Here is a 23,863-nt window from a genome sequence, read left to right as displayed (position 1 = left end):
GCCTCGCTAGGCCAGCACGTCCTGGGTCGGCTGCTGTTCGAGCAGCGACCAACCGCCCTGCCCGTCCATTTCCAAGCGGTGGGTATGGAACGTCGCCAGCGTACTGCGGTGTCCGACACTGACCAGCAAGGTGTCAGGCATTTCGGTGCGCAGCAATGAATACAGCGCATGCTCCAGGCCTTCGTCCATGGCCGAGGTGGACTCGTCGAGGAACACCACTTGTGGCCGATTGAACAACAACCGCGCGAAGGCCAGGCGCTGCTGCTCGCCCACCGAGAGAATGTTCGACCAGTCATTGCTGACATCCAGGCGCTCGACCAGATGAGCCAGGTTGACCTGGCGCAGGGCCTGTTGCATGCGCCCATCGTCTGCGGGTGTCCCTGGCGCGGGATAGGCGATCGCGGTACGCAGATCACCCAACGGCAGGTATGGGCGCTGCGACAGGAACAACGCCTGGTTGCCCAGCGGCCGCCTGACCTCGCCTTCGGCGTAGGGCCACAAGCCAGCCAGGGCGCGCAGCAAAGTGGTCTTGCCGCTGCCCGAAGGCCCTTTGATCAACAGCGCCTGGCCGGCACGCAGGCGCAGATTCAGGTCGGCGATCAGCGCATGACCGTCCGGGCGCAACACCTGCAAGCCAGCGATATCCAACGCTTGGGCCTGCTCCTGCGTGGTGACGCGCGGTAACGTGCTGGCCTGTTGGTTGGCGTCGAGAAACCCGGTGAGACGATCAAGCGTGGCGCGGTACTGGGCGAAAGTGTCGTAGGACTCACGGAAGAACGACAGCGAATCCTGAACCTGGCCGAACGCCTGGGAGGTCTGCATCACATCCCCGAGCTTGATTGCCCCGCTGAAGAATCGCGGCGCCTGGAGGATGAACGGAAACACCACGGCGACCTGGCTGATGCCCAGGTTGAAGCCATTGAACTTCAGGCTCCGATAGACCAACGCCCAGACGTTGACGATCAGCGCGCCGAAGCGTCCCAGCAACGTTCCCCGCTCGACCTGCGCACCTTGGTAGAAGGCGATGTTCTCGGCGTTTTCACGCAGGCGCATCAGGGCATAACGGAAGTTCGCGGTGAGTTTTTCGTTGAGGAAGTTCAGACGGATCAACGGCCGCCCCAGGCGAAACGCGATCCAGGTGGCGACGATCACATACAGATACACCGCAAACACCATCGCCCGGGGGATCTCCACCCCGCCCACCATCAGTGGCGCCGAAAGCCCCCAGAGAATGGCGGTGAATGCCACCAACGAAACCAGCGCACTGACCGCGCCCAGGGCCAGGGACACGGAACCTGTGACGAAGGCATTGACGTCCAGTTCGATACGTTGGTCAGGGTTGTCCACCGGCTCGGCGAGAAACCGCCCGCGGTAGTAGGCATCGCCCTGCATCCAGTCCGCGGTCAGGCGCTCGGTGAGCCAGACACGCCAATGGATGTTGAACGCCTGGGTGACGTAGTAGGTGAACAGCGAGCGCAGCACATGGATCGTGGCCAGCACCGCGAACACGCCCAGCAGGTACCAGAAGGCTGTCTGGTCCAGGGCCTGCAAGGCACTGTAGAAGCCGTTGTACCAGAACGAGAACAGCACGTTCAGGCGCACCGAGAAGAGCGTCAGCACCAGCAGCAGTGCGAACACCAACAGTGGCCGCCAACTGCGCCTGAAACTGAAGTAAGGCCCGGCGAGGGACCAGAATTGACGCCCCCACCGGGTAAAGCGCACGGCCAGGGCGCCAGCGGCGGTGAAACCGATAAGGGTGACGATGGAAGCGATTGCGAGCCAGCTCAGGCTCTCTTGCAGGGCCTGGTGCCAGTTCATGTCCATAGCGGGGTATCCATTGCGAGGTTTTTGCGAGCGTAGCATTCCCCGACGATTTATCTGGCATCCATGACGGACTTTTCATGTTTACCAGGTCCCAATCGCGGGACACCTCAGGGCACCGAACGACGCCTCGACGTGTCCCACGATCGGGCTGCAACGCAGCCCTGCTCGCCTACGGCATCACGCCGCTTGCTGCAGCGCCTCTTTCACCAACGGATCCACCCCCTCGGCATCGGCTTGCACGCGCTCCCCCAACTGCCGACGCATCGCCGGCGTCCAGAAGCTCTGCAGGTGCTGTCTCACCCCCTGCACCGCCAGCGCCCGGTCAGGCTCGCTGGCAAAGTACTGGGCGATCTGGTTGGCCATCTTGACCAGGCTGTCATGGCCGCTCATCGGCGCACCTCGGCTGTCTCGGATTTTTCGGCCTGGCGACGCTCCTTGAGCAACCGATGCTGCTCGTCACTGAACGCCTGGTAGCGCTTCTGCCATTCCGAGGGATGGAACACTTTCACTATCTCCACCGCCGTCACTTTGTATTCAGGGCAGTTGGTGGCCCAGTCGGAGTTGTCGGTGGTGATCACGTTGGCGCCAGACTCAGGGAAGTGGAAGGTGGTGTACACCACCCCCGGTGCCACGCGGGTACTGACCTTGGCGCGCAGCACGGTCTGCCCTGCCCGACTGCCCACGCCTACCCAGTCGCCATCGCTGATGCCACGGGCCTCGGCGTCGGTTGGGTGGATCTCCAACTGGTCCTGGGCGTGCCAGGCGACGTTGCCGGTGCGTCGGGTCTGCGCGCCGACGTTGTACTGGCTGAGGATGCGGCCAGTGGTCAGCAACAGCGGGAAGCGGCTGTTGACCTTCTCGTCGGTGGGCACATAACCGGTGAGCATGAAGCGCCCCTTGCCTCGCACGAACTGGTCGATGTGCATGGTCGGGGTGCCATCGGGCGCGGCGTCGTTGCACGGCCACTGCAGGCTGCCGTGGCGGTCGATCTCGGCATAGCTGACCCGGTGGAAGGTCGGCGTCAGGCGCGCGATCTCGTCCATGATCTCGGACGGATGGCGATAGTCCATCCGATAGCCCAGGGCGTTGGCCAGGGCGACGGTGGCTTCCCAGTCGGCCTTGCCGGCCAGCGGGTCCATGACCTTGCGCACCCGCGAGATGCGGCGCTCGGCGTTGGTGAAGGTGCCGTCCTTCTCCAGGAACGAACTGCCCGGCAGGAACACATGGGCGAACTTGGCGGTTTCGTTGAGGAAGATGTCCTGCACCACCACGCACTCCATGGCCATCAGGGCCGCGGTGACGTGTTGGGTGTTGGGGTCGCTCTGGGCGATGTCCTCACCCTGGCAGTAAAGGGCCTTGAAGCTGCCATCGAGGGCCGCCTCGAACATGTTGGGAATACGCAGGCCAGGATCAGGCTGCAGGGTCACGCCCCAGGCCTGCTCGAACTCGGCGCGCACGGTCTCGTTGGAGATGTGCCGGTAACCGGGCAGCTCGTGGGGGAACGAGCCCATGTCACAGGAGCCCTGAACGTTGTTCTGCCCCCGCAGCGGGTTCACGCCCACGCCTTCGCGGCCGACGTTGCCGGTGGCCATGGCCAGGTTGGCGATGCCCATCACCGCGGTACTGCCCTGGCTGTGCTCGGTGACGCCCAGGCCGTAGTAGATCGCCGCATTGCCGCCGGTGGCGTACAACCGGGCAGCCTCGCGGATCTGCTCGGCAGGCACGCCGCACACCGGGCCAAGCACCTCGGGGGCGTTTTCCGGCAGGCTGACGAAATCACGCCAGCGGACGAAGTCTTGCGCCTCGCAGCGGGCATCGACGAACGGCTGGTCAACCAGGCCTTCGGTGACGATCACATGGGCCAGGGCGTTGAGCATGGCCACGTTGGTGCCCGGACGCAGTTGCAGATGCAGCTCGGCGCGGGCATGAGGCGAATCCACCAGGTCGATGCGCCGTGGGTCGATGACGATCAACCGCGCGCCCTGGCGCAGGCGACGCTTGAGCTGGGAGCCGAACACCGGGTGAGCGTCGGTGGGGTTGGCACCGATCACCAGGACCACGTCGGCCTGCATCACCGAATCGAAGCTCTGGGTACCGGCGGACTCGCCCAATGTCTGCTTGAGGCCATAGCCGGTCGGCGAATGGCACACCCGCGCGCAGGTGTCGACGTTGTTGTTGCCGAAAGCAGCGCGCACCAGCTTCTGCACCAGGTAGGCTTCTTCGTTGGTGCAACGGCTGGAGGTGATCCCGCCGATGGAGTCGCGCCCATGCTTGAGCTGGATACGCCGGAACTCGCTGGCGGCATAGTTGACCGCCTCGTCCCAGCTGACTTCCTGCCACGGGTCATTGATGTGCTTGCGGATCATCGGCTTGGTGACGCGATCCGGGTGGGTCGCGTAACCCCAGGCGAAGCGGCCCTTGACGCAGGCGTGGCCGTGGTTGGCACCGCCGTTCTTGTCCGGGACCATGCGCACCAGCTGGTCGCCTTTCATTTCGGCACGGAACGAACAGCCCACGCCGCAGTAGGCGCAGGTGGTGATCACCGCACGTTCTGGCTGGCCCAGCTGGATCAAGCTCTTCTCGCTCAACGTCGCGGTCGGGCAGGCCTGCACGCAGGCGCCGCAGGATACGCACTCGGAGCTGAGGAAGTCGTCACCACCGGCTGCCGCCACGCGGGACTCGAAACCGCGCCCGGTGATGGTCAGGGCGAAGGTGCCCTGGATGTCTTCGCAGGCGCGCACGCAGCGGCTGCAGACAATGCACTTGCTCGGCTCGTAGTCGAAGTACGGGTTGGAGACGTCTTTCTTCTCCTCCAGGTGGTTGGCGCCGTCATAGCCATAACGCACCTCGCGCAGGCCCACTTGGCCAGCAACGGTCTGCAGCTCACAGTTGCCGTTGGCCGAACAGGTCAGGCAGTCCAGCGGGTGGTCGGAGATGTACAGCTCCATGACATTGCGCCGCAGATCGGCCAGGCGCGAGGTCTGGGTCCGCACCACCATGCCTTCGCTCACCGGCGTGGTGCACGAGGCCGGGTAGCCGCGCATACCTTCGATCTCGACCATGCACATGCGGCAGGAGCCGAAGGCTTCCAGGCTGTCGGTGGCGCACAGTTTGGGAATGGTGGTACCAAGCAAGGCCGCGGCGCGCATCACCGAGGTGCCTGCGGGCACGCTGATATCACGCCCATCGATGACCAGGCTGACTTGCACTTCGCTTTCGCGCGCAGGCGTACCCAGGTCGAGGTCGTTGGCGGGGTCGAAGAAATTGATCACTGGGCGGCCTCCGTGGTGGTCAGACCGAAGTCGGCAGGGAAATACTTGAGGGCACTGGCCACCGGGTACGAGGTCATCCCGCCCATGGCGCAGAGCGAGCCGTACTGCAGGGTGTCGCACAGATCGCGCAACAACAGCGCCTGGTTCTCGCGCTCGGCCATGTCGGTGCTGGCGATCAGCCGGTCCACCACCTCCATGCCGCGGGTCGAGCCGATCCGGCAAGGGGTGCATTTGCCGCAGGATTCCTCGGCGCAGAACTGCAGCGCGAAGCGGGCCATGCTGGCCATGTTCAGCGTGTCGTCTGCCACCACCACGCCGCCGTGGCCCAGCATCGCACCCATGGCGGCGAAGGCCTCGTAGTCCAGAGGAGTGTCGAAGCCGCTCGGCGGCACCCAAGCGCCCAAAGGACCACCGACCTGCGCGGCCTTGAGCGGCCGACCACTGGCAGTGCCACCGCCGTAGCCTTCCACCAGCTCGCGCAGGGTGAGGCCAAAGGCGCGCTCCACCAGGCCACCGTGGCGAATGTTGCCGGCCAACTGGAACGGCATGGTGCCCAGCGAGCGCCCCATGCCGAAGTCCCGATAGAACGCGGAGCCTTTGGCCAGGATCACCGGCACCGAGGCCAAGGTGAGTACGTTGTGCACCAAGGTTGGCAGGCCGAACAGGCCTTCGAGGGCCGGCAGCGGCGGCTTGGCGCGCACGATGCCACGCTTGCCCTCGATGGATTCGAGCAGCGCGGTTTCCTCGCCGCAGATATAAGCGCCAGCGCCGACCCGTACTTCCAGGTCGAAGGCCAGGCCACTGCCGGCGACGTCATCGCCCAGGTAGCCTGCCGCGCGGGCAATGTCGAAGGCCGCATTCAGCGCCCGGATCGCATCCGGGTATTCCGAGCGCACGTAGATGTAGCCCTTGGTGGCACCAACGGCCAGGCCGGCGATGGCCATGCCTTCGATCAGCAGGAAGGGGTCCCCCTCCATCAGCATTCGGTCAGCGAAGGTGCCGGAATCGCCTTCGTCGGCGTTGCAGACCACGTACTTCTGCGCAGCCTGCGCGCCACGCACGGTGCGCCACTTGATACCGGCGGGGAATGCCGCGCCACCACGGCCACGCAGGCCGGAGTCGAGCACGTCCGCGACCACGTCCGCACCCTCGAGCGTCACCGCGCGGGCCAAGCCCTCGAAGCCGCCATGGGCGCGGTAGTCGTCCAGCGACAGCGGCCGGGTGACACCCGCACGGGCGAACAGCAGGCGCTGCTGGGTCTTGAGGTAAGGAATCTCGACCACTGGCCCCAGGGCCAACGCATGACCACCAGACTCGCCCACCAAGGCATCCAGCAGGCTCGATACATCCTCAGCCGTGACCGGGCCAAAGCCCAGACGCTCACCGGCATGTTCCACTTCGACCAGCGGCTCCAGCCAATAGAGGCCACGAGAACTGGTGCGTTGAATCTCCACCGGCACCTGCCGGCGTTCGGCCTCGCGGGCCAGTGCGTCGGCGACCTGGTCGGCGCCGACCGCGCGGGCGACCGAATCGCACGGAACGAATAGCTTCAGCATGCTTCTTCCTCCCGGCAGCCGTTGACCAGTGCCCGCAGGCGCTCAGGGGTCAGGCGCGCGTGCAGTTGCCCGTCCAGTTCCAGGGCTGGCGAACAGGCGCACGCGCCCAGGCAGTACACAGGGCGCAGGCTGATGGCGCCATCGGCGGTGGTGCCGTGGTCATCCAGGCCCAGTTGCTCGCGCAATTGCGCGGCCAGGGCCTCGGCGCCTCGGCTCTGGCAGGACTCGGCCCGGCACAAGCGCAAGGTATGGCGTGCCGGGGGCGAGGTACGAAAATCGTGATAGAAGCTGATCACCCCGCGCACCTCGGCCTGGCTGAGGTTGAGGGCATGGGCGATTTCAGGGACGGCGTCGTCAGGCACGTAGCCTACGTCTTCCTGGATGGCATGGAGGATCGGCAGCAAGGCACCGTCGGTGTCCTTGTAGCGCTCCAGCACGCGCTGGATCAATGGCAGGTGAAGCGTCTCGTCAGGCATACAGCGGACCTCGGCATCACGGACCGCTGCAGGGCAAGCGTCCGGCGTCTTCTGCTGCGGCGCACCGTCCATGTCACGGTCACATGGTCATCGGGCGCCCTCCGTACCTAGGCCCTGCGTCTGCGCGCAGTGGGTCCGTAGGCATCCTGCAAGCATGGCACCCCTGGCGCCGGAGGGTTGCGCCCAAGCGACAGGGCGCATTCTGAAACCGACCTGAGGACGCTGCATGATTCTCGCAGCACGCAGACAACCCATGCAGTCACCAGATCGCTGACTGCCGGTCAACTGTCATAGCTGCGAGACTCGCGAAAAGTCCTTAAGCGCTAAGGTGGAACTTCACTGAAGGAGTAACACCATGCATGACAACAGCGTGAAACACGAACGAGTTGGTTTTGGTAAATCACGAGTCATCGTTGAAGATGTTAGAAAGCTACTTCAAGCATCTGTAAACAGTGCCTTTTATCATGACGGGGAGAACTATACCGTCAGCGCGCGGTTCATTCGGCTGGTCGGTGATGACCGAGCCACAATCTATATCCGTAACGATCAGGGGGACGAGTACTACGGTACCGTGGAATCGGCTCAAAGCGCTTTCGACCATGCCACCGAACTGGATATTTTCATCAATGATGACAACTATCAGTTCGTTTGGGAGAAGCAAGTTTTTGCCCACGACCATCCAACAGAAGTCACCAGCCACTCCATTCCCCCACTAACCCCCGAAGACGGAATAGAGAACGACCTGGCCCTGTTTGCCTCCAAGTGCTCCCGCATCACGGTCGACAATGAAGACGACTATGTCCTGTACCGTGCTCTTTATAGTTTGCCGGACGGGCAATCGACATTTGTCGTGAAAACGATCAGCGATAAGACTTACACCCACTCTGGCCCGACCTCGGCGCTTGAAGCCCGAGTCGTCCCCGGGGATTTCTATACGTACCAGCCTCACAACGATTTGCTATGGCAGGTTCATGGGATTCAGTTGAGCCCACTCGGCTTCATCAGACCCGTTGCCTCTCCGGTATATCTCGTTTGATCCATGGTCGCGGAGCCGGCAAAAACGCCGGGTGAAGAGTCAATTTTCGGTGACGACACGATGGATTGGTGACCTGTTGCATTGAAACGGGGCTCGGAATGCTCATGTACTCCAGCGACTCCACTTGCCCGCACTGCCTGGCCCTCGCGTGAACCCATTTCGCACCACCACTGACTACCCACCATCAGTGAGTCAGGCGAACAGGCACCACTCTTGGTAAACTGGGGCAACTTTTTGAAGGCCGATCTAGCGAAGTCACTGACCGCGCCATCGGCCTTTTTCCTGCTCTGATCCTTGCCGTAGACTCACATGCCCATAGAATCACCCTCGAATCCAAGCACTGTAAGGCCCGAGCCGTCCCGCCGGTTCAGCGTTGCACCGATGATGGACTGGACCGACCGTCACTGCCGGTTCTTCCTGCGCCTGCTCTCCAAGCACACCCTGCTCTACACCGAAATGGTCACCACCGGTGCATTGCTGCACAACGATGCCCATCGCTTCCTGCGCCATGACGAATCCGAGCACCCGCTGGCCTTGCAACTGGGTGGCAGCGTGCCGGCGGAGCTGGCGGCGTGCGCGCGGCTGGCCGAGGATGCAGGTTACGATGAGGTCAACCTCAACGTTGGCTGCCCGAGCGACCGGGTGCAGAACAACATGATCGGCGCCTGCCTGATGGGGCATCCGGCGCTGGTGGCTGATTGCGTCAAGGCCATGCGCGATGCGGTGGATATTCCGGTCACGGTCAAGCACCGCATCGGCATCAATGGCCGTGACAGCTACGCCGAACTGTGCGATTTCGTGGGACAGGTGCGTGACGCGGGTTGCCGCAGCTTCACCGTGCATGCGCGTATCGCCATCCTCGAAGGCCTGTCGCCCAAGGAAAACCGCGAGATCCCGCCGCTGCGCTATGACGTGGCTGCGCAACTGAAGGCCGACTTCCCGGATCTGGAACTGGTGCTCAATGGCGGCATCAAGACGCTGGAAGAGTGCCATGCGCATCTGCAGACCTTCGACGGCGTGATGCTGGGCCGCGAGGCCTATCACAACCCTTACCTGCTGGCCGAAGTGGACCAGCAGCTGTTCTCCAGCACCGCCCCGGTGGTCAGCCGCAGCGAGGCGCTGGCGAAGCTGCGCCCGTACATCGTCGCGCACCTGGAAAGCGGTGGCGCCATGCATCACATCACTCGCCATATCCTCGGCCTGGGCCAGGGTTTCCCCGGTGCCCGACGCTTCCGCCAACTGCTGTCGGCGGACATCCACAAGGCCCCGGAACCGCTGGCCATCCTCGACCAGGCCGCCGAGCTGCTGCAAGGCCGCTGACGGAACCTGGGGCGCGCTTTCGACTCGAACCATCATTCCCCTGCCCGACCCGCCCCGCCGGCCCTTGAGCGGCCGTCGGGGCTCGGGTAATGTCGAGTCATTGCACAGGACAGAGCACGCCCATGACCTCCAAGCTGGAACAACTCAAGCGGTTCACCACCGTGGTCGCCGACACCGGGGACCTGGACGCCATCACCCGCCTCAAGCCGGTCGATGCCACCACCAACCCCTCGCTGCTGCTCAAGGCGGCGGCGATCCCGGGTTACGCGGACCTGCTCAAGCAGGTCAAGAGCGATGCCAAGGGCAATGTGGACCTGGCCTGCGACAAGTTCGCCGTGGCCGTGGGCTCGGGCATCCTCAAGGTCATTCCCGGGCGTATCTCCACCGAGGTCGACGCCCGCCTGTCGTTCGACGAACCTGCGCTGCTGGCCAAGGCGCGCCAATTGATCGGCCTGTACGAGCAGGCCGGCGTGCCGCGTGATCGCGTGCTGATCAAACTGGCCTCCACCTGGGAAGGCATCCGCGCCGCCGAGAAGCTGGAAAAAGAAGGCATCCAGACCAACCTGACCCTGCTGTTCTCCTTCGCCCAGGCCCAGGCCTGCGCCGATGCCGGGGTGTTCCTGATTTCGCCGTTCGTGGGCCGTATCTACGACTGGTACAAGAAGAGCACCGGCAAGGAATATGTCGGCGCCGAAGACCCAGGTGTGCAGTCGGTGACGCGCATCTACAACTACTACAAGGCCAACGGCTACGACACCGTGGTGATGGGGGCGAGCTTCCGCAACATCGGCCAGATCGAGCAACTGGCTGGCTGCGATCGCCTGACCATCAGCCCAGAGCTGCTGCAGCAATTGAGCGATGACCAGGGCCAACTGCCGCGCATCCTCAAGCCAGGCAACGCCGGTGAAGCCAAGCAGCACCTGAGCGAAAGCCAGTTCCGCTGGGCGATGAACGAAGACGCCATGGGCACCGAGAAACTGGCCGAAGGCATCCGCCAGTTCGCCCGGGACCAAGAGAAGCTCGAAGCCCTGATGGCTGACAAAGCCTGATACACATCAGGGTTGCCCTACGGGCGGGAGATGCCGAGCATTTTCCGCCCGTTTTCATTTGAGGCGCGTTCAAACTGCTTGGCCTGCGAAAGACCAGGCACACACGACTGAAAACCAATCGATGCCACCGAACACCGCACTTCCCCTTGTCCTTGCCGGCCCCGTCCTGCGTCGGCTGGAGCCTCAACGCCTGGCCATCTGGCTCGTTGCCACGCAGCCGCTGCAGCCGACATTCGTTCTCGATCTTCCAGCCCCTACCGCCAACCTCGCGTGCGAGGTGATCGCCATCGGCACCCAGGCCTTCGTTCACCTGCTGGATATCCACTTCGACCAGCCGCTGCCCTGCAACAAGGCCCTCCACTATGACCTGCTGCTCGATAGCGGCCAGGGGATCGCCGACTGGGCCCCTCACCTGCTCTACCCCGGCAGCCAACGCCCAAGCTTCGTGCTGCGCGAGCGCCTTGAGCAGTTGCTCCACGGTTCTTGCCGCAAGCCCCACTACCCAGCGGCCGATGGCCTGCTGTGTGCGGACCGGCTTCTGCAACAGTGCCAGCAACCCCAGGAGCGCCCTGCGCTGCTGTTGATGAGCGGTGACCAGGTCTATGCCGACGATGTCGCCGGCCCAATGCTACGCGCCATCCATACGCTGATAGAACGCCTGGGCCTGTTCGGCGAAACACTGGAAGGCGCCTTGGTCGCCGACAGCGCCGCGCTGTATCGCCACCCCGCCAGCTACTACCACCGCGCGGACCTGCTGCCCGCCCAGGAGAGCAACGAAACCTTGCGCGAGCGCTTCTTCGGCGGCAAGCGCAAACCGATCTTCTCCAGCAGCAACGCCGACAACCACCTGGTGACCTTCGCCGAAGTCATGGCCATGTACCTGCTGGTCTGGTCACCCGTGCCGTGGACGCTGATACACCTGGACATGCCCGAAGGCCTGAGCGACAAGCGTCAAGCACGCTACCAGGAAGAGCTGCCCCAGATCGAAGCCTTCGCCGCCAACCTCGATCAGGTAGCCCGGGTAATGGCGCACCTGCCGTGCCTGATGATCTTCGATGACCATGACATCACTGACGACTGGAACCTCTCGGCGCAATGGGAAGAGACAGCCTACGGACATCCCTTCTCGCGCCGGATCATCGGCAATGCGCTGCTTGGCTATCTGCTCTGCCAGGGCTGGGGCAACGATCCAGACAGTTGCCAGGCGTTGATCGAGCCGTGCAAGGCCCTGGGCGATCGCCAGCAACAACACCTGGACCTCCAGACCCAGGACGCACTGATCGACCAGTTACTGCGCTTTCAGGGCTGGCAATTCAACCTGCCCACCCAGCCACCGCTGCTGGTGCTGGACACCCGCACCCGCCGCTGGCGCAGCGAGAGCAGCCTGAAAAAACCTTCAGGCCTGCTCGACTGGGAGGCCTTGTGCGAACTGCAACAGGCACTGCTGGACCATCCTTCGGCGATCATCGTCTCCCCGGCACCGATCTTTGGGGTCAAGCTGATCGAGACGGTCCAGCGCGTGTTCAGCTGGCTAGGCTACCCGTTGTTGGTGGATGCGGAAAACTGGATGGCCCATCGCGGCGCGGCCCAGGTGATCCTCAACATCTTCAGCCATTCGCGTACTCCAGGGCACTATGTAGTCCTGTCGGGCGACGTGCACTATTCGTTCGTCTACGAGGTGTTGATCCGCCACCGTCAGCGCAGCCCGCACCTGTGGCAGATCACCAGCAGCGGCATCAAGAACCAGTTTCCCAAACGCCTGCTGGACGTATTGGATCGCCTCAACCGCTGGCTCTACGCGCCGCGTTCGCCACTCAACTGGTTCACCAAACGTCGACAGATGGAGGTGATGCCACGCACGCCCAGCCGCAGCCAAGCTGGTGAGCGGCTGTGGAATGGTGCGGGACTGGGACAGGTGTTCTTCGATGAGCAGGGGCGCCCGGCGCGGGTGTTTCAACTGAGCGCCAATGGGAGCGAGGCTACGGAGTTTACGCGGCGGGAGTGACAACGGCTGTTTCTGCCGACCTCTTCGCGGGTACCCCCACAGGAGTATCACCCGCCTAGAGGCTTGTGATGTACCTGTGGGAGCGGGTTTACCCGCGAAAGAATCGATACGAGGTAGGGATCAGGTGCGCTCCAAGGCGCTGACCAAGTCGTGGAAAGCCTCGCGGTTGGAGTCGTTCAGCCCCATGAGGATCTTGTGCGCCTCCAACACCTTGGAGCGCACCACATCTTCGTTCTGGTCTTGGGATGGCAGGTCGGTCAGGCACTCCGGGCAGGGTACCGGGCGGTCGACGATGTTGAACACCTGATCGAAGCCCATGGACTGCAGCAACCGGGAAATGTCCGGGTTGGTGGTGACCACGGTCGGCAGCAGGCCAACCTTCTGCCGGGACAGGATCGACAGCTTGGCCAGCAAACCGAGGGTGGTGCTGTCGATACTCTCGGTCTCGGTCAGATCGATGACGATGGCCGAGAAGTTCAGCGCGGTGAAGATCTTTTCGATCGTTGCATCCAGCGCCGAGCACAGGGTCAGGCGCACTTCACCGACGAACTTCAGAACAAAGGTCCCGCTCTGCTCGGCGAACTGGATTCTACCGGTACTCATTCAAGGTTCCTGCTCAACACCAATAGGGCGATATCATCCGGCATCTCCCCAAGCGTAGCCAATCCAAATCGTTGGCGCAGCCCATCCAGGCTGCCCCCCGCGTCCTTGACGATTTCCGGCAAGGTCGCTTCCTTATCTTTGAGTGTATCCCCTGGCAAAAGGTCCAGAATGCCATCGGACATCAGGGTCAGGCTGAAGCGCGACGGCAGCTCCAGCACCTGATCCTGGTAACTGGCCTCTTCGAACAGCCCCACCGGCAGGCCGCGGCCTTCAAGGTAACGAGCCTGGCCCGGGGTATAGAGCACCGGCAGCGGCAAATGGCCGCCGACACTGTAGGTCATCAGCCCGGTTTCCTCATCGATCACCCCACCCACCATGGTCACGTGCTTGCCCAGCTTGCAATTGATCAGCCCACGGTTGATGTGGCTGAGCACCTCGGAGGGCTTGAACTCACGCATCTTGCCGCTGCGCTTGAATTCAAAGAGCAAGCGGGTGGTCATGAACTTCAGCAATACGGTGACGAACGCCGACGATGCGCCATGGCCGGAGACGTCTGCCAGGTAGAAGGCGATACGTCGCTCATCGACCCGGAAGTAGTCGGCAAAATCACCCGACAGGTACAACGACGGGATGATCTGATGCTCGAACGACAAATCGCCCGCTGTCCACGGACTTTCCGGCAGCATGTTCATCTGCACCTGGCGACCGGCGTTCTGGTCCTCCTGGAGCAGGTGCAGGCTGGCTTCCAGCTCACGGTTGGCGGCTTCGAGCTTGTCGCGGTAGCGCTGGTTTTCCAGCACCAGGCGCGAACGGTCGAGGGCGCGGCGCACCGAATGCTCGAGCACAGCCAGATCTTCCAGTGGCTTGATCAGGTAGTCGGCGGCGCCCAGGCGCAAGGCCTCGACTGCATCGTTCATGACGCCTGCCCCGGATACCACGATCACCGGCAGTTGCGGCGCCCGCTCGCTGATCCGACGGATCAGTTCGAGGCCGCCCATCTGCGGCATGCGCAGATCGCAGATCACGAGGTCGGGCTGGTGTTCTTCGAAGACCTGAAGCCCCTGCTGGCCATTGCCGGCCTGGAGGACGCTGAAGCCACTGTCTTCCAGATAGGCGGCGAGGCTGGCACGGACCACGTCGTCGTCATCGATGATCAGCAGCGTTGCACTGGTTTTCTGCATGTGGGCGAACGGCGCCGGATTGGTTGGCGTAGTGACGTCAGCAAGGCGGACGGCGGCTACAGGGATACTCTGTGGCAACTCTCTACTTGAGTTGTAGGACAAGAAAACTGGCCCGGCAACTGGCAGAGGTGCCTTGTAAGGCGCAGACGGTACTCCCATCCGCCAGGCGTTTCAAGCCATGCGAGGGTCGACTTCCCCGCACTTTACAGGGCAAATCACCGGGAGTTATAAGAAAGCCGACCAGTGCAACCCAATGGGAAGGATGCAGCATGCCTCAGACCCCCACGAACCACAGCGAGAAACGCGACTTCATCCGCATGCGTATCGATGCCGACGTCACCCTGCTACATGCGGGCCAGGTGATCTCGGCCGTCTGCCTCGACCTGTCCAGTGGCGGCATGCAGGTCCAGGCCGCGCAACATTTTAAGGTGGGTGACAAGGTGCAGACGCGTATCGAATCCGACCACCCTGCCCTCAAAGGCCTTGAAGCCAGCACCGAAGTGGTGTGGATCGCTGATCAACCCAATGGCCAGCAGAAGTTCGGTTTGCGCATCCTGGCCCTGCACTGAGGCCAAAACGAGAAAAGGCGACCCGAAGGTCGCCTTTTTCATGCCCGCACGGATCAGAAGTCGTCTTCGACTTCCCCATCCTTGACCTTGAACTCGCGGTTCTGCAGGTAGGCGTTGCGGATGAACACGTACTTGTCGCCGGTGATCAGTTTTTCCGCCGACAGCAGGTTGGCCCGGGTGTCGATCACGTCCAGGGCGAAGATCGAGTTGCGGGTCGGCACGTGGTCGATATAGCGGTAGGGTTCGGTGTAGGTGTCCGGGTACTTGGCCAGGCCATCGCGCACGGTGCTTGGGCCCAGCAGCGGAATGACCACGTAGGGGCCACTGCCGATGCCCCAGTAGCCCAGGGTCTGGCCGAAGTCTTCGTCGTTGCGCTGCAGGCCCATCTTGGTGCCGACATCGAAGAAGCCGCCCAGGCCGAACGTGGTGTTGACGATCAGGCGCGCCGTGTCGACGCCCGCGGCATGGGGCTTGAGCTGCAGCACATCGTTGACCAGGTTGGTGACATCGCCCAGGTTGCGGAAGACATTGTGGATGCCATCTTCGAGGAACTGTGGGGTGACGGCCTGGTAACCCTTGGCCAATGGCTTGAGGGCATAGGTGTCGAGGGTATCGTTGAACTTGAAGATCGGTCGGTTGACCGCCTCCCAGGGATCCTCCTCGGTGGCCGCCTGGGTGGCTGCCACGGGCGCCAGCAACAAGCTGGCGCAGACACAGGCCTGGGTGACTCGCTCGATCACTCCGGCACCGATCCTACGCATAGATGTTTCTCCATCGGATTTGACGGCAACAGGCACGTTAGTGCACTGCAAAATTAAGACGCCAGTATAAAGGCTCATCGGCTGATAAGCAGCTTTACACATTTTTATTCAAGATTATGTGAACAACTGTTGCGGTGTCATCCAGCGGTAACAGGCGCCCACTAGCCTGCGGACTATTTGAGGGACGCTGCCATGGAAGATGCATCCGCCTTCACCGCCATACTCTTTGGCCTGCGTGGCTGCCTGGTCCAGGCAGTCAACGGCAGCCCCCAGCCCACGCCTGGGGCGCTGGACACCCTCTCGGCCCTGCGCAAGCACCAAGTACCCTGCATATGGCTCGACGAACTGAGCGCCAACCAGGGCAGGCGTCTGGCCAACGTGTTGCCAGACTGGCTGCCAGGGCAAGCCGTCAATGATTGTCCTTGGCCCGCTCCTAATGCCTGCTGGCAGGCGCTGATGACCTTGCAGAGCGCTCGCCTGGACGGCAGCGTGCTGGTCAGCGGCGATCCGCGCCTGCTGCAATCAGGCCTCAACGCGGGGCTGTGGACCGTTGGCCTGGCCAACAGCAGCCCGTCGTGCGATGTAGGCTCCAGCCAATGGCAGGCGATGACCGAGCAAGCACGCGAACTGGCCCGCGGCAAAGCGACACTGGAGTTGTTCGGCCTCGGTGTCCACTCGGTGATCGACCATCTGGAGGCGCTCGAAACGTGCCTGGCGGACATCGCGCTGCGCCGACGCAAGGGCGAAAAGCCCTGATACAGGGTCGTTGACACCGATCATGCAAAGCGCCTGCAGGTGGATTACGCTTGGAGACAGGCCAGAACCTTTGCACCGTCGCGAAGGTCCATGCCTTGCCAAGCCATAGAGGGAGAACACCCAATGCCCGCCCGCGAACTGCAAGAGCGACTCAATAGCCTGCGCGAGCAACTGGATCGGAATGTACCGCTGTCGGACGAAGAACTGGCCAGCCTGCACGAAGAAGCGAGACAGATAGAGGCGCAACTCAAGCTTGAGGAAGCCACGCCCGACAACAACCTGGTTGACGGTGTGAACCTCGCCATCGAACGCTTCGAGGTCGACCACCCCGACCTGACCGCCACGCTGCGCAATATTGCCAACTACCTGCATAGCATGGGTATCTGACGCTAAAACCTGCATCGGGGCTGCCCAGCAGCCCCCATGTTCCTTACTGCCGAACCAACCGCTGATTGTCTGGGCTAATCGCTCCGGTGCTGCGGTACGGGTTGATGTCCAGGCCGCCGCGACGGACATAGCGCGCATACACGGTCAGGTGCTCGGGTTTGAGTAGGCGCAAGAGGTCCAGATAAATGCGCTCGACGCACTGCTCATGGAAGTCCGAGTGCTGGCGGAAACTCACCAGGTAGCTCAGCAGGCTCGCGTGATCGAGCGCCAGGCCTTTGTACGCCACCACGACGCTTCCCCAATCCGGTTGCCCGGTGACCGGGCAGTTGGATTTGAGCAGATGGCTGTGCACCGCCTCCTCAACCACACGCTGCGAATCGCATTGCAGCAGCTCCGGCTGGGGCTGCTCGTAGTTGCTGATGCTCACGTCTAGCTCATCGATGCATTGGCCTGGCAACGCCACCACGCCCTGGGCCTCGACGGCCGCCAAGGTGCGCACACGGACAGCGACAGCCTTGCCGGCGGCAGCGGAGAGGTCTTTTTCCAGGCAGGCCTGCAGTTCGCCGCTGGAAGCGAAGACGGTCTGGTTCAAGGAGTTCAGATACAGCTTGAACGACTTGGATTCGATGATGTTGGGCGAGTCGGCCGGGATGGCGAACTCACCGATGGCCACCACGGGCTTGCCCGAGGGCAGCAACCAGGACAGCTCGAAACAGTTCCAGTAGTCCACGCCCTGCCACGGCAGGGTCTGGGCGGTGACGCCCAGCTCGGCCCACTTGGCCGCACGCGGTATGGGGAACAGCAACGAAGGGGTGTAGGTGGCGATGTACTCGCTGGCTTTACCCAGCGGGGAATGTTCGGCGGCGGGATGCATGGAGCTGACCTGAAAAATCGTGATGGGCCATTCTACCGGTTTTGCTTCCCGCCTTGGGGTCGAAGTCACTCGATGGTCAGTTTTCCGACCATGCCGGCCTGGTAATGCCCAGGGACGTTGCAGGCGAACTCGATGGGCGCAGACTTGCGGAAGGTCCAGGTCAGTTCGGCTCGCTGGCCAGGCTGCACCAGTACCGTGTTGCCGGCGTCATGACCATGTCCGCCCATCATCTGGCCGTGATCCATGCCAGCCATGGCGCCGTGGTCCATGCCTTCGTGGTTCATACCCTCGTGACTCATGCTCATGCCTGGCATGGCCAGCATCTGCTTCTGATGCTCGGCATGCATGGCCTTGTCCCCCAGGTTGAACTCATGAGGCAGTTTGCCCTGGTTGATCAGGACGAAGCGCACGGTCTCGCCCGCCTTGACCTCGAGACTCGTGGGTTCGAAGGCAATGTCCTTGAGTACGACTTCGACGGTCCGGGTGGCCTTGGAGGCTGGGGCCGGCTCGCCAAAGGCGAAGGTTTTTGCATCGCTTGCCAACGTGGGCAGGCTGACCAGGGCCAGGGCGGCGGCGATGAACAGGTGTTTCATGAAGACTCCAACGGTTACAGCGGGATGAACTCCACTCTATAAAGGTGCTGCTGGCGGTTAGCTGACAGGAACATTACAACGTTGTCAGCTTCGGTGATGATTGCCAGAGTCACGTATCATTTCAGTCATCACCTCGCCCCCAATGGGGAGCTTTTACCCGCTCCCTCAGGGATAGGCGCGCCCTCTTCTGAACTATGGACAGGACATGAAACTGCTGATCGTCGAAGACCAGATCAAGACTGGCCAATATTTGCGCCAAGGGCTGAGCGAGGCCGGCTTCACCACCGAGCTCGCCTGCGATGGCGACATCGGCCAGCACCTGGCCCTGACCGGCGATCATGACCTGCTGATCCTCGATGTCATGCTCCCAGGGCGCGACGGCTGGCAGATTCTCCAGGCTGTGCGCCAGGCGGGCCTGGAAACCCCGGTGCTGTTCCTCACCGCCCGCGATGCCGTGGAGGACCGCGTCCACGGCCTGGAGCTAGGCGCGGACGACTATTTGGTCAAACCCTTCGCCTTCTCCGAGCTGCTGGCCAGGGTGCGCACACTGCTGCGCCGCGGCGCCAATTCCAGCCAAGATACACAATTGGGCCTGGCTGACCTGCGCCTGGACCTGATCCGCCGACGCGCCGAGCGCGCCGGCCAGCGCATCGACCTGACCGCCAAGGAGTTCGCCCTGCTCGAACTGCTGTTGCGCCGCCAAGGCGAGGTGCTGCCCAAATCACTGATCGCCTCGCAAGTCTGGGACATGAACTTCGACAGCGACACCAACGTCATCGAGGTGGCGATCCGCCGCCTGCGCCTGAAGATCGACGATCACCACGACAACAAGCTGATCCACACCGTGCGCGGCATGGGCTATGTACTCGAGGAGCGCCAAGACTGATGCTGCGCCTGTCCCTGGGTGGGCGCCTGGCCCTGCTGTTCGCCGCCTGCACCGCAGCCGTCTCGCTGACCGCTGGCCTGCTGTTCAGCCGGGCCAGCGAACGCCATTTCATCGAACTGGACCAGCAACTGCTCAATGGTCGGCTGTCCTTGATGCGCACTCTGCTCGACGGCGTCACCCGCCCCGGCGATCTGGCGTCGCGCCTGCCCGCCCTGCGCAACGAACTGAGCCACCAAGCCGATCTGGCCTTACGTATTCGCGGCGCCGATGGTGCGCTGTGGTTCGACAGCCGCAGCGGCCTGCCGGACACACCCGCACACGCAGGGCTCGCCACCCTGCATGCCGATGGTGTGGACTATCGCAGCCTGTGCATCCAGCTCGACGAAGGCAATCCTGGTTCAGCCCGGTTGACCCTGCTGTTGGACATCACCCACCACCAGCACTTCCTGCAAGGCATGCAGCGCCTGATCTGGCTGACCGTCGGCCTGTCGGCCTTGGCCACCGCGCTGCTCGGCGCCTGGGCTGCTCGCCGCGGGCTGCGCCCCTTGCGCCAGATGGGCGAAGTGGCTGCCAGCGTCAATGCCCGCTCTCTGACCACCCGATTGCCTGTGGCCCAGATGCCCGAGGAACTGGCCGAGCTGGCCAGCACCGTCAATGCCATGCTGCAACGCCTGGACGATGCCTTCCAGCGCCTGTCGGCGTTTTCCGCCGACATCGCCCATGAACTGCGCACGCCACTGTCCAACTTGCTGACCCACACCCAGGTAACCCTCACCCGCCCACGTAGCCTCGATGAGTATCGCGAGACTTTGCACGGCAACCTGGAGGAGTTGCAATGGATGGCGCAATTGGTCAACGACATGCTCTACCTGGCCAAGGCCGACCACGGCCTGCTGATACCCAACCGCGAAGCATTGGACCTGGCAGCGGAATTGGACGCCTTGCTGGAGTATTACGCGCCGCTGGCCGAGGACGCAGAGGTCCGCCTGATGCGCGAAGGTGAGGCACGGCTGGAGGGTGATCGACATATGCTGCGCCGAGCGCTGTCCAACCTGCTGGACAATGCCCTGCGTTTCACCCCGCAAGGTGGCGAGATCCGTGTGTCGCTGAGCCCGGGGGCACACATCATCGTGGCCAACACCGGCCCTGCGATTGCGCCAGCCGTGCTGCCAAGGCTCTTCGACCGCTTCTATCGGGCGGACCCGGCACGGCGGGAAGGCAGCAGCGAACATGCGGGGTTGGGGCTGGCGATCACCCGTTCGATCATCCAGGCCCATGGTGGGGCCATCCGCGCCGAGTGCGCTGAGGGTTGGACGCGCTTCGTGATCGAGTTACCTGAAGCGTTGTGAAAGGGCTGCCCCGCAGCCCAATCCGTAGGAGCGGCCTTGTGCCGCGAAAGGGGTGCAAAAGCACCCCCACAGGCGCTTATTCGTAACGCAGCGCCATCGCCGGCTCCACCTGGGACGCCCGATACGCCGGATAGATCGTGGCCAGGAAGCTCATGACCAGCCCAGCGGTGCAGATGAGCGCCACATCTCCCCATTGCAGGTCCGATGGCAGGCTGCTGATGAAGTACACATCGGAGGTGAAGATGTGCTGTCCACTGATCCGCTCCAGCCAGCCCACGATCTGGCTGACATTGAAGGCCGCGATCACACCGAGCACGCCACCGACCAAGGTACCGACGATACCGATCAACGAACCCTGAACCATGAAGGTCCCCATGATCTGCGCAGGCGTCGCACCGATGGTCCGCAGGATGGCGATATCAGAGCCCTTGTCATTCACCACCATCACCAGGGTGGCGATGATGTTGAACGCCGCCACCGCGATGATCATCATCAGCAACAGGCCGATCATGGTCTTTTCCATCTTCATGGCACTGAACAGGCTGCCCTGGGTGTGCGACCAGTCATCGGCGCGGTAATCATTGCCAAGGCCCGCAGCGATCACCTTGGAGACCTCGGGCGCGGCATACAGGTCGTGCAGTTTCAGGCGCACACCCTGCACGCTGCCCGGCGCCCAGCGCTGCATTTCGCCGGCATCGGCAACATGGATGTAGGCCTGGGAGCCGTCGAGCTCGGCCCCCACCTTGAAGATGCCGACTACCGTCAGGCGCTGCATACGCGGCGTGATGCCGCCGGGGGCCTTGCTGATTTCGGGCACGATCAGCGTCAGCTTGTCGCCGGTATTGAGGCGAAAACGCCGCGCGGTCAGCTCACCGATGACCACGCCATACTCGCCCGGGACCAAGTCCTGCAGGCGCCCCTGAACGATATGCTGACCGACGATGGAGACCTTGCCCTCCTCGGCCGGGTCGATACCGCTGACCTGGATCGGCTGCATCGCGCCCTTGTACGACAGCATGCCTTCCATCTCCGTGATCGGCGCAGCCGCCACCACGGCCGGGTTCTTCAGCGCCGCATCGGCCACCTTGCGCCAGTCATCCAGCGGCTGCACCCCCAGGATGCTGGCGTGAGGCACAAGGCCCAGGATGCGCGAACTCATCTCACGCTGGAAACCGTTCATCACCGACAGCACCACGATCATCGCCAGCACGCCCAGGGACAGGCCGATCATCGAGGTCATGGAGATGAACGAGATGAATTGGTTACGGCGCTTGGCACGGGTGTAGCGAGCACCGATGAACAAGGGCAAGGGTCTGAACATGTACGAGAACACCCAATGAAAAAAGGTTACGGCGCAGCCCGTGCCGCGCCGTGCAATCGACTCAGATCGGCACCAGGCGACCGTCTTCCAGGTGCAGGACACGGTCCATCTGGCGCGCCAGGTTCAGGTCGTGGGTCACTACCAGGAACGCTGTCTGCGAAGCACTGGAAAGCTCTTGCATCAATTCCTGGATGCCCAGGGCAGTGTGGTGGTCCAGGTTGCCGGTGGGCTCGTCGAGCATCACCAGGCCAGGGCGGTTGACCAGCGCGCGAGCGATCGCCACGCGCTGACGCTCGCCACCGGAGAGCTCGGCCGGCTTGTGATTGAGGCGATGCCCCAGACCCACCCGCTTGAGCAGTGCCTCGGCGCGCTCGCGCGCTTCGGGGATCGGCGTGCGACCGATCAGCAGCGGCATGCAGGCGTTTTCCAGGGCAGTGAACTCTGGCAACAAGTGATGGAACTGGTAGACGAAGCCCAGCGCACGGTTGCGCAGCAGACCCCGGGCGCGCTCGCCGAGGGCCGACAGCTCTTCGCCTGCCAACCAGACACTGCCCTGGGTTGGGGTGTCGAGGCCACCTAGCAGGTTGAGCAAGGTGCTCTTGCCAGAGCCGGAACTGCCGACGATGGCCACCCGCTCACCTGCGTGCAACTCCAGGTTCAACCCGGACAGCACCTTCACCGACTCCGGCCCTTCCTCGTAGGACTTGCCCAGGTTGCGGCAGCTCAGTACGGCTTTATTCATGCGCGACTCACTCATAACGTAGCGCCTCTGCAGGCTGGGTGCGGGCCGCACGCCAGGCCGGATACAGGGTGGCGAAGAAACTCAGGACCAGCGCCGCACCGCAGACCATCCACACGTCTTCGGCCATGATCTGCGACGGCAGGTAATCGATGAAGTACACATCCGCGTTCAGGAACTTGTGCCCGATCAGCTTCTCGATGCCGGCGATCACCGCACTGACATTGAGTGCAGCGACGATGCCGACGACTGCGCCGATCAAGGTGCCGACCACACCGATCACCGTGCCCTGAACCATGAAGATGGCCATGATCTGCCCCGGCGTGGCGCCAAGTGTACGCAGGATGGCGATGTCGCCACGCTTGTCGTTGACCACCATCACCAGGGTGGAAATGATGTTGAAAGCCGCCACCGCCACAATCAGCAACAGCAACAGGCCGATCATGGCCTTCTCCATGCGAATGGCCTGGTAAAGGTTGCCGTGGCTGCGGGTCCAGTCGCGGGTGTAGAACTCCTGCTCGCCCAGGCGCTGGGCGATGTCCCATGCCACGCGCGGGGCCTGGAACAGGTCGTCGAACTTCAGGCGCAGGCCCTGGACCTGATCGGCCTTCCAGCGGTGCAGGCGCGAGAGGTCGCTGATGTTGGTCAGCCCCAGGTAGCCGTCGATTTCGCCGGCACCGACGTGGAAGGTGCCGACCACGGTGAAGCGCTTCATGCGCGGGAACATGCCCGCCGGGGTGACGCTGACCTCCGGGGCGACGAAGGTCAGCTTGTCGCCAACGCCAACGCCCAGCTTGGCCGCGGCCTTGTCGCCGATCATGATGCCCCACTCGCCTGGCGCCAACTTGTCGAGGCTGCCCTGCAGGAGGAAGTTGTCGATGATCGACACCTGCCGCTCCTGGACGGGGTCGATGCCATTGAGCAACACCTTCTGCACCTTGCCGTCGTGGGTCAGCAACCCCTGCATCTGGGTGAAGGGCGCGACCGCCAGCACCTGTGGATTCTGCTTTACTTGTTGGGCAAGGCCCGACCAGTTGTCCAGCGGCTGGCCCGTTTCGAGCGTGGCATGGGGAATCATGCCCAGCACGCGGGTACGCATCTCGTGGTCGAAGCCGTTCATGACCGACAGCACCACGATCATCACCACCACGCCCAGGGCGAGGCCGATCATCGAAGTCAGCGAAATGAACGAGACGAAGTGGTTGCGACGCTTGGCACGGGTGTAACGCGTGCCGATGAATACGAAAAGAGGTCTGAACATGTCGGGGCTTGTTCGGATGAAAGGGAACGTCCTTGTGGCAGGGCG

The 23,863-nt window shown here is 63.0% G+C and carries 22 protein-coding genes; 9 read left to right on the top strand and 13 right to left on the bottom strand.

Annotation, left to right across the window (positions count from 1 at the left end; genetic code table 11):
* Window positions 1-6: 6 nt before the first annotated feature.
* From ACNFCH_RS21620 to ACNFCH_RS21600, 5 genes are all read right to left on the bottom strand, one after another.
* Complete coding sequence (locus ACNFCH_RS21620; protein WP_416743699.1) at window positions 7-1,824, bottom strand: ABC transporter ATP-binding protein/permease; 1,818 nt, start codon at window positions 1,822-1,824, stop codon at window positions 7-9.
* 177 nt (window positions 1,825-2,001) lie between these two features.
* Entirely contained in the window at window positions 2,002-2,214 is a 213-nt protein-coding gene (locus tag ACNFCH_RS21615; protein ID WP_337160116.1) for a formate dehydrogenase subunit delta, read from the bottom strand.
* Window positions 2,211-5,096 (bottom strand): formate dehydrogenase subunit alpha, encoded by a 2,886-nt coding sequence (gene fdhF / locus ACNFCH_RS21610; protein WP_416743696.1) that lies wholly within the window; start codon window positions 5,094-5,096, stop codon window positions 2,211-2,213. Before fdhF ends, ACNFCH_RS21615 begins: the two co-directional genes overlap by 4 nt.
* A complete protein-coding gene (locus ACNFCH_RS21605; RefSeq protein ID WP_416743694.1) occupies window positions 5,093-6,652 on the bottom strand; it encodes a formate dehydrogenase beta subunit in 1,560 nt (519 codons plus the stop codon). Before ACNFCH_RS21605 ends, fdhF begins: the two co-directional genes overlap by 4 nt.
* On the bottom strand, window positions 6,646-7,128 hold the full coding sequence (locus ACNFCH_RS21600; RefSeq protein WP_337160113.1) for a formate dehydrogenase subunit gamma: 483 nt from the start codon (window positions 7,126-7,128) through the stop codon (window positions 6,646-6,648). The genes ACNFCH_RS21605 and ACNFCH_RS21600 overlap by 7 nt, the downstream gene beginning before the upstream one ends.
* Before the next feature lie 355 nt (window positions 7,129-7,483).
* Here ACNFCH_RS21600 and ACNFCH_RS21595 point away from each other — a divergent pair, with 355 nt between their 5' ends.
* From ACNFCH_RS21595 to ACNFCH_RS21580, 4 genes are all read left to right on the top strand, one after another.
* Entirely contained in the window at window positions 7,484-8,164 is a 681-nt protein-coding gene (locus ACNFCH_RS21595; protein ID WP_416743692.1) for a hypothetical protein, read from the top strand.
* Between the two features lie 309 nt (window positions 8,165-8,473).
* Window positions 8,474-9,484 carry a tRNA dihydrouridine(20/20a) synthase DusA gene (gene dusA, locus ACNFCH_RS21590; protein WP_416743691.1) on the top strand — a complete coding sequence of 337 codons (1,011 nt, stop codon included), beginning with the start codon at window positions 8,474-8,476 and terminating at the stop codon, window positions 9,482-9,484.
* A 122-nt stretch (window positions 9,485-9,606) separates the two neighbouring features.
* On the top strand, window positions 9,607-10,533 hold the full coding sequence (gene tal, locus ACNFCH_RS21585; RefSeq protein WP_416743689.1) for a transaldolase: 927 nt from the start codon (window positions 9,607-9,609) through the stop codon (window positions 10,531-10,533).
* A 121-nt stretch (window positions 10,534-10,654) separates the two neighbouring features.
* The gene (locus tag ACNFCH_RS21580; RefSeq protein WP_416743687.1) at window positions 10,655-12,538 is read left to right on the top strand and encodes an alkaline phosphatase D family protein; all 1,884 of its coding nucleotides are present in this window, start codon (window positions 10,655-10,657) and stop codon (window positions 12,536-12,538) included.
* Window positions 12,539-12,658: 120 nt separating this feature from the next.
* Here the strand turns inward: ACNFCH_RS21580 and rssC are convergent, their stop codons facing one another.
* Window positions 12,659-13,141, bottom strand: coding sequence for an anti-sigma factor antagonist RssC (gene rssC / locus ACNFCH_RS21575; RefSeq protein ID WP_008099230.1), 483 nt, complete (start codon window positions 13,139-13,141; stop codon window positions 12,659-12,661).
* A complete protein-coding gene (gene rssB, locus ACNFCH_RS21570; RefSeq protein ID WP_043212903.1) occupies window positions 13,138-14,322 on the bottom strand; it encodes a two-component system response regulator RssB in 1,185 nt (394 codons plus the stop codon). Before rssB ends, rssC begins: the two co-directional genes overlap by 4 nt.
* 269 nt (window positions 14,323-14,591) lie before the next feature.
* Between rssB and ACNFCH_RS21565 the strand changes: the two genes are divergently transcribed.
* Window positions 14,592-14,891 carry a PilZ domain-containing protein gene (locus ACNFCH_RS21565; RefSeq protein WP_337160109.1) on the top strand — a complete coding sequence of 100 codons (300 nt, stop codon included), beginning with the start codon at window positions 14,592-14,594 and terminating at the stop codon, window positions 14,889-14,891.
* 53 nt (window positions 14,892-14,944) lie between these two features.
* Here ACNFCH_RS21565 and ACNFCH_RS21560 read toward each other — a convergent pair whose 3' ends face one another.
* The gene (locus ACNFCH_RS21560) at window positions 14,945-15,652 is read right to left on the bottom strand and encodes a VacJ family lipoprotein (protein ID WP_196164217.1); all 708 of its coding nucleotides are present in this window, start codon (window positions 15,650-15,652) and stop codon (window positions 14,945-14,947) included.
* A 192-nt stretch (window positions 15,653-15,844) separates the two neighbouring features.
* On the opposite strand from ACNFCH_RS21560, the gene ACNFCH_RS21555 reads away from it, so the two are divergent.
* A complete protein-coding gene (locus ACNFCH_RS21555) occupies window positions 15,845-16,408 on the top strand; it encodes a phosphonoacetaldehyde phosphonohydrolase-related protein (protein ID WP_337160108.1) in 564 nt (187 codons plus the stop codon).
* Between the two features lie 123 nt (window positions 16,409-16,531).
* On the top strand, window positions 16,532-16,795 hold the full coding sequence (locus ACNFCH_RS21550; protein WP_043212894.1) for a DUF4404 family protein: 264 nt from the start codon (window positions 16,532-16,534) through the stop codon (window positions 16,793-16,795).
* 43 nt (window positions 16,796-16,838) lie between these two features.
* Here the strand turns inward: ACNFCH_RS21550 and queF are convergent, their stop codons facing one another.
* Together queF and ACNFCH_RS21540 are read right to left on the bottom strand one after the other, a co-directional pair.
* Window positions 16,839-17,669, bottom strand: coding sequence for an NADPH-dependent 7-cyano-7-deazaguanine reductase QueF (gene queF / locus ACNFCH_RS21545; protein ID WP_337160107.1), 831 nt, complete (start codon window positions 17,667-17,669; stop codon window positions 16,839-16,841).
* A gap of 65 nt (window positions 17,670-17,734) precedes the next feature.
* The gene (locus ACNFCH_RS21540; RefSeq protein ID WP_416743682.1) at window positions 17,735-18,262 is read right to left on the bottom strand and encodes a cupredoxin domain-containing protein; all 528 of its coding nucleotides are present in this window, start codon (window positions 18,260-18,262) and stop codon (window positions 17,735-17,737) included.
* A gap of 205 nt (window positions 18,263-18,467) precedes the next feature.
* Here ACNFCH_RS21540 and ACNFCH_RS21535 point away from each other — a divergent pair, with 205 nt between their 5' ends.
* Window positions 18,468-19,148, top strand: a complete 681-nt coding sequence (locus ACNFCH_RS21535; protein ID WP_070093452.1) for a heavy metal response regulator transcription factor — start codon at window positions 18,468-18,470, stop codon at window positions 19,146-19,148.
* Window positions 19,145-20,497: a heavy metal sensor histidine kinase gene (locus ACNFCH_RS21530; RefSeq protein ID WP_337160132.1), complete on the top strand. Its 1,353-nt coding sequence runs from the start codon at window positions 19,145-19,147 to the stop codon at window positions 20,495-20,497. The genes ACNFCH_RS21535 and ACNFCH_RS21530 overlap by 4 nt, the downstream gene beginning before the upstream one ends.
* A gap of 76 nt (window positions 20,498-20,573) precedes the next feature.
* Here the strand turns inward: ACNFCH_RS21530 and ACNFCH_RS21525 are convergent, their stop codons facing one another.
* The 3 genes from ACNFCH_RS21525 to ACNFCH_RS21515 all read right to left on the bottom strand — a co-directional run bounded on the left by ACNFCH_RS21525 (window position 20,574) and on the right by ACNFCH_RS21515 (window position 23,818).
* Window positions 20,574-21,818: a lipoprotein-releasing ABC transporter permease subunit gene (locus ACNFCH_RS21525; RefSeq protein WP_337160104.1), complete on the bottom strand. Its 1,245-nt coding sequence runs from the start codon at window positions 21,816-21,818 to the stop codon at window positions 20,574-20,576.
* A 61-nt stretch (window positions 21,819-21,879) separates the two neighbouring features.
* Window positions 21,880-22,575 carry a lipoprotein-releasing ABC transporter ATP-binding protein LolD gene (lolD, locus tag ACNFCH_RS21520; RefSeq protein WP_043212877.1) on the bottom strand — a complete coding sequence of 232 codons (696 nt, stop codon included), beginning with the start codon at window positions 22,573-22,575 and terminating at the stop codon, window positions 21,880-21,882.
* On the bottom strand, window positions 22,568-23,818 hold the full coding sequence (locus tag ACNFCH_RS21515) for a lipoprotein-releasing ABC transporter permease subunit (RefSeq protein WP_337160103.1): 1,251 nt from the start codon (window positions 23,816-23,818) through the stop codon (window positions 22,568-22,570). The genes lolD and ACNFCH_RS21515 overlap by 8 nt, the downstream gene beginning before the upstream one ends.
* Window positions 23,819-23,863: the final 45 nt, after the last annotated feature.

It is taken from the genome of Pseudomonas sp. NY15354 (assembly GCF_048068075.1).
Lineage (GTDB): Bacteria > Pseudomonadota > Gammaproteobacteria > Pseudomonadales > Pseudomonadaceae > Aquipseudomonas > Aquipseudomonas guariconensis_C.
The sequence above is the reverse complement of the archived record's forward strand: the minus strand, read 5'-3'. Positions and strand labels throughout refer to the sequence as shown.

Excerpts from the sequence above, each read along its gene's own strand:
- ACNFCH_RS21620 (WP_416743699.1), bottom strand. The coding sequence starts at position 1,824 with ATGGACATGAACTGGCACCAGGCCCTGCAAGAGAGCCTGAGCTGGCTC.
- ACNFCH_RS21615 (WP_337160116.1), bottom strand. The coding sequence starts at position 2,214 with ATGAGCGGCCATGACAGCCTGGTCAAGATGGCCAACCAGATCGCCCAG.
- ACNFCH_RS21605 (WP_416743694.1), bottom strand. The coding sequence starts at position 6,652 with ATGCTGAAGCTATTCGTTCCGTGCGATTCGGTCGCCCGCGCGGTCGGC.
- ACNFCH_RS21600 (WP_337160113.1), bottom strand. The coding sequence starts at position 7,128 with ATGCCTGACGAGACGCTTCACCTGCCATTGATCCAGCGCGTGCTGGAG.
- ACNFCH_RS21595 (WP_416743692.1), top strand. The coding sequence starts at position 7,484 with ATGCATGACAACAGCGTGAAACACGAACGAGTTGGTTTTGGTAAATCA.
- dusA (WP_416743691.1), top strand. The coding sequence starts at position 8,474 with ATGCCCATAGAATCACCCTCGAATCCAAGCACTGTAAGGCCCGAGCCG.
- tal (WP_416743689.1), top strand. The coding sequence starts at position 9,607 with ATGACCTCCAAGCTGGAACAACTCAAGCGGTTCACCACCGTGGTCGCC.
- ACNFCH_RS21580 (WP_416743687.1), top strand. The coding sequence starts at position 10,655 with ATGCCACCGAACACCGCACTTCCCCTTGTCCTTGCCGGCCCCGTCCTG.
- rssC (WP_008099230.1), bottom strand. The coding sequence starts at position 13,141 with ATGAGTACCGGTAGAATCCAGTTCGCCGAGCAGAGCGGGACCTTTGTT.
- rssB (WP_043212903.1), bottom strand. The coding sequence starts at position 14,322 with ATGCAGAAAACCAGTGCAACGCTGCTGATCATCGATGACGACGACGTG.
- ACNFCH_RS21565 (WP_337160109.1), top strand. The coding sequence starts at position 14,592 with ATGCCTCAGACCCCCACGAACCACAGCGAGAAACGCGACTTCATCCGC.
- ACNFCH_RS21560 (WP_196164217.1), bottom strand. The coding sequence starts at position 15,652 with ATGCGTAGGATCGGTGCCGGAGTGATCGAGCGAGTCACCCAGGCCTGT.
- ACNFCH_RS21555 (WP_337160108.1), top strand. The coding sequence starts at position 15,845 with ATGGAAGATGCATCCGCCTTCACCGCCATACTCTTTGGCCTGCGTGGC.
- ACNFCH_RS21550 (WP_043212894.1), top strand. The coding sequence starts at position 16,532 with ATGCCCGCCCGCGAACTGCAAGAGCGACTCAATAGCCTGCGCGAGCAA.
- queF (WP_337160107.1), bottom strand. The coding sequence starts at position 17,669 with ATGCATCCCGCCGCCGAACATTCCCCGCTGGGTAAAGCCAGCGAGTAC.
- ACNFCH_RS21540 (WP_416743682.1), bottom strand. The coding sequence starts at position 18,262 with ATGAAACACCTGTTCATCGCCGCCGCCCTGGCCCTGGTCAGCCTGCCC.
- ACNFCH_RS21535 (WP_070093452.1), top strand. The coding sequence starts at position 18,468 with ATGAAACTGCTGATCGTCGAAGACCAGATCAAGACTGGCCAATATTTG.
- ACNFCH_RS21525 (WP_337160104.1), bottom strand. The coding sequence starts at position 21,818 with ATGTTCAGACCCTTGCCCTTGTTCATCGGTGCTCGCTACACCCGTGCC.
- lolD (WP_043212877.1), bottom strand. The coding sequence starts at position 22,575 with ATGAGTGAGTCGCGCATGAATAAAGCCGTACTGAGCTGCCGCAACCTG.
- ACNFCH_RS21515 (WP_337160103.1), bottom strand. The coding sequence starts at position 23,818 with ATGTTCAGACCTCTTTTCGTATTCATCGGCACGCGTTACACCCGTGCC.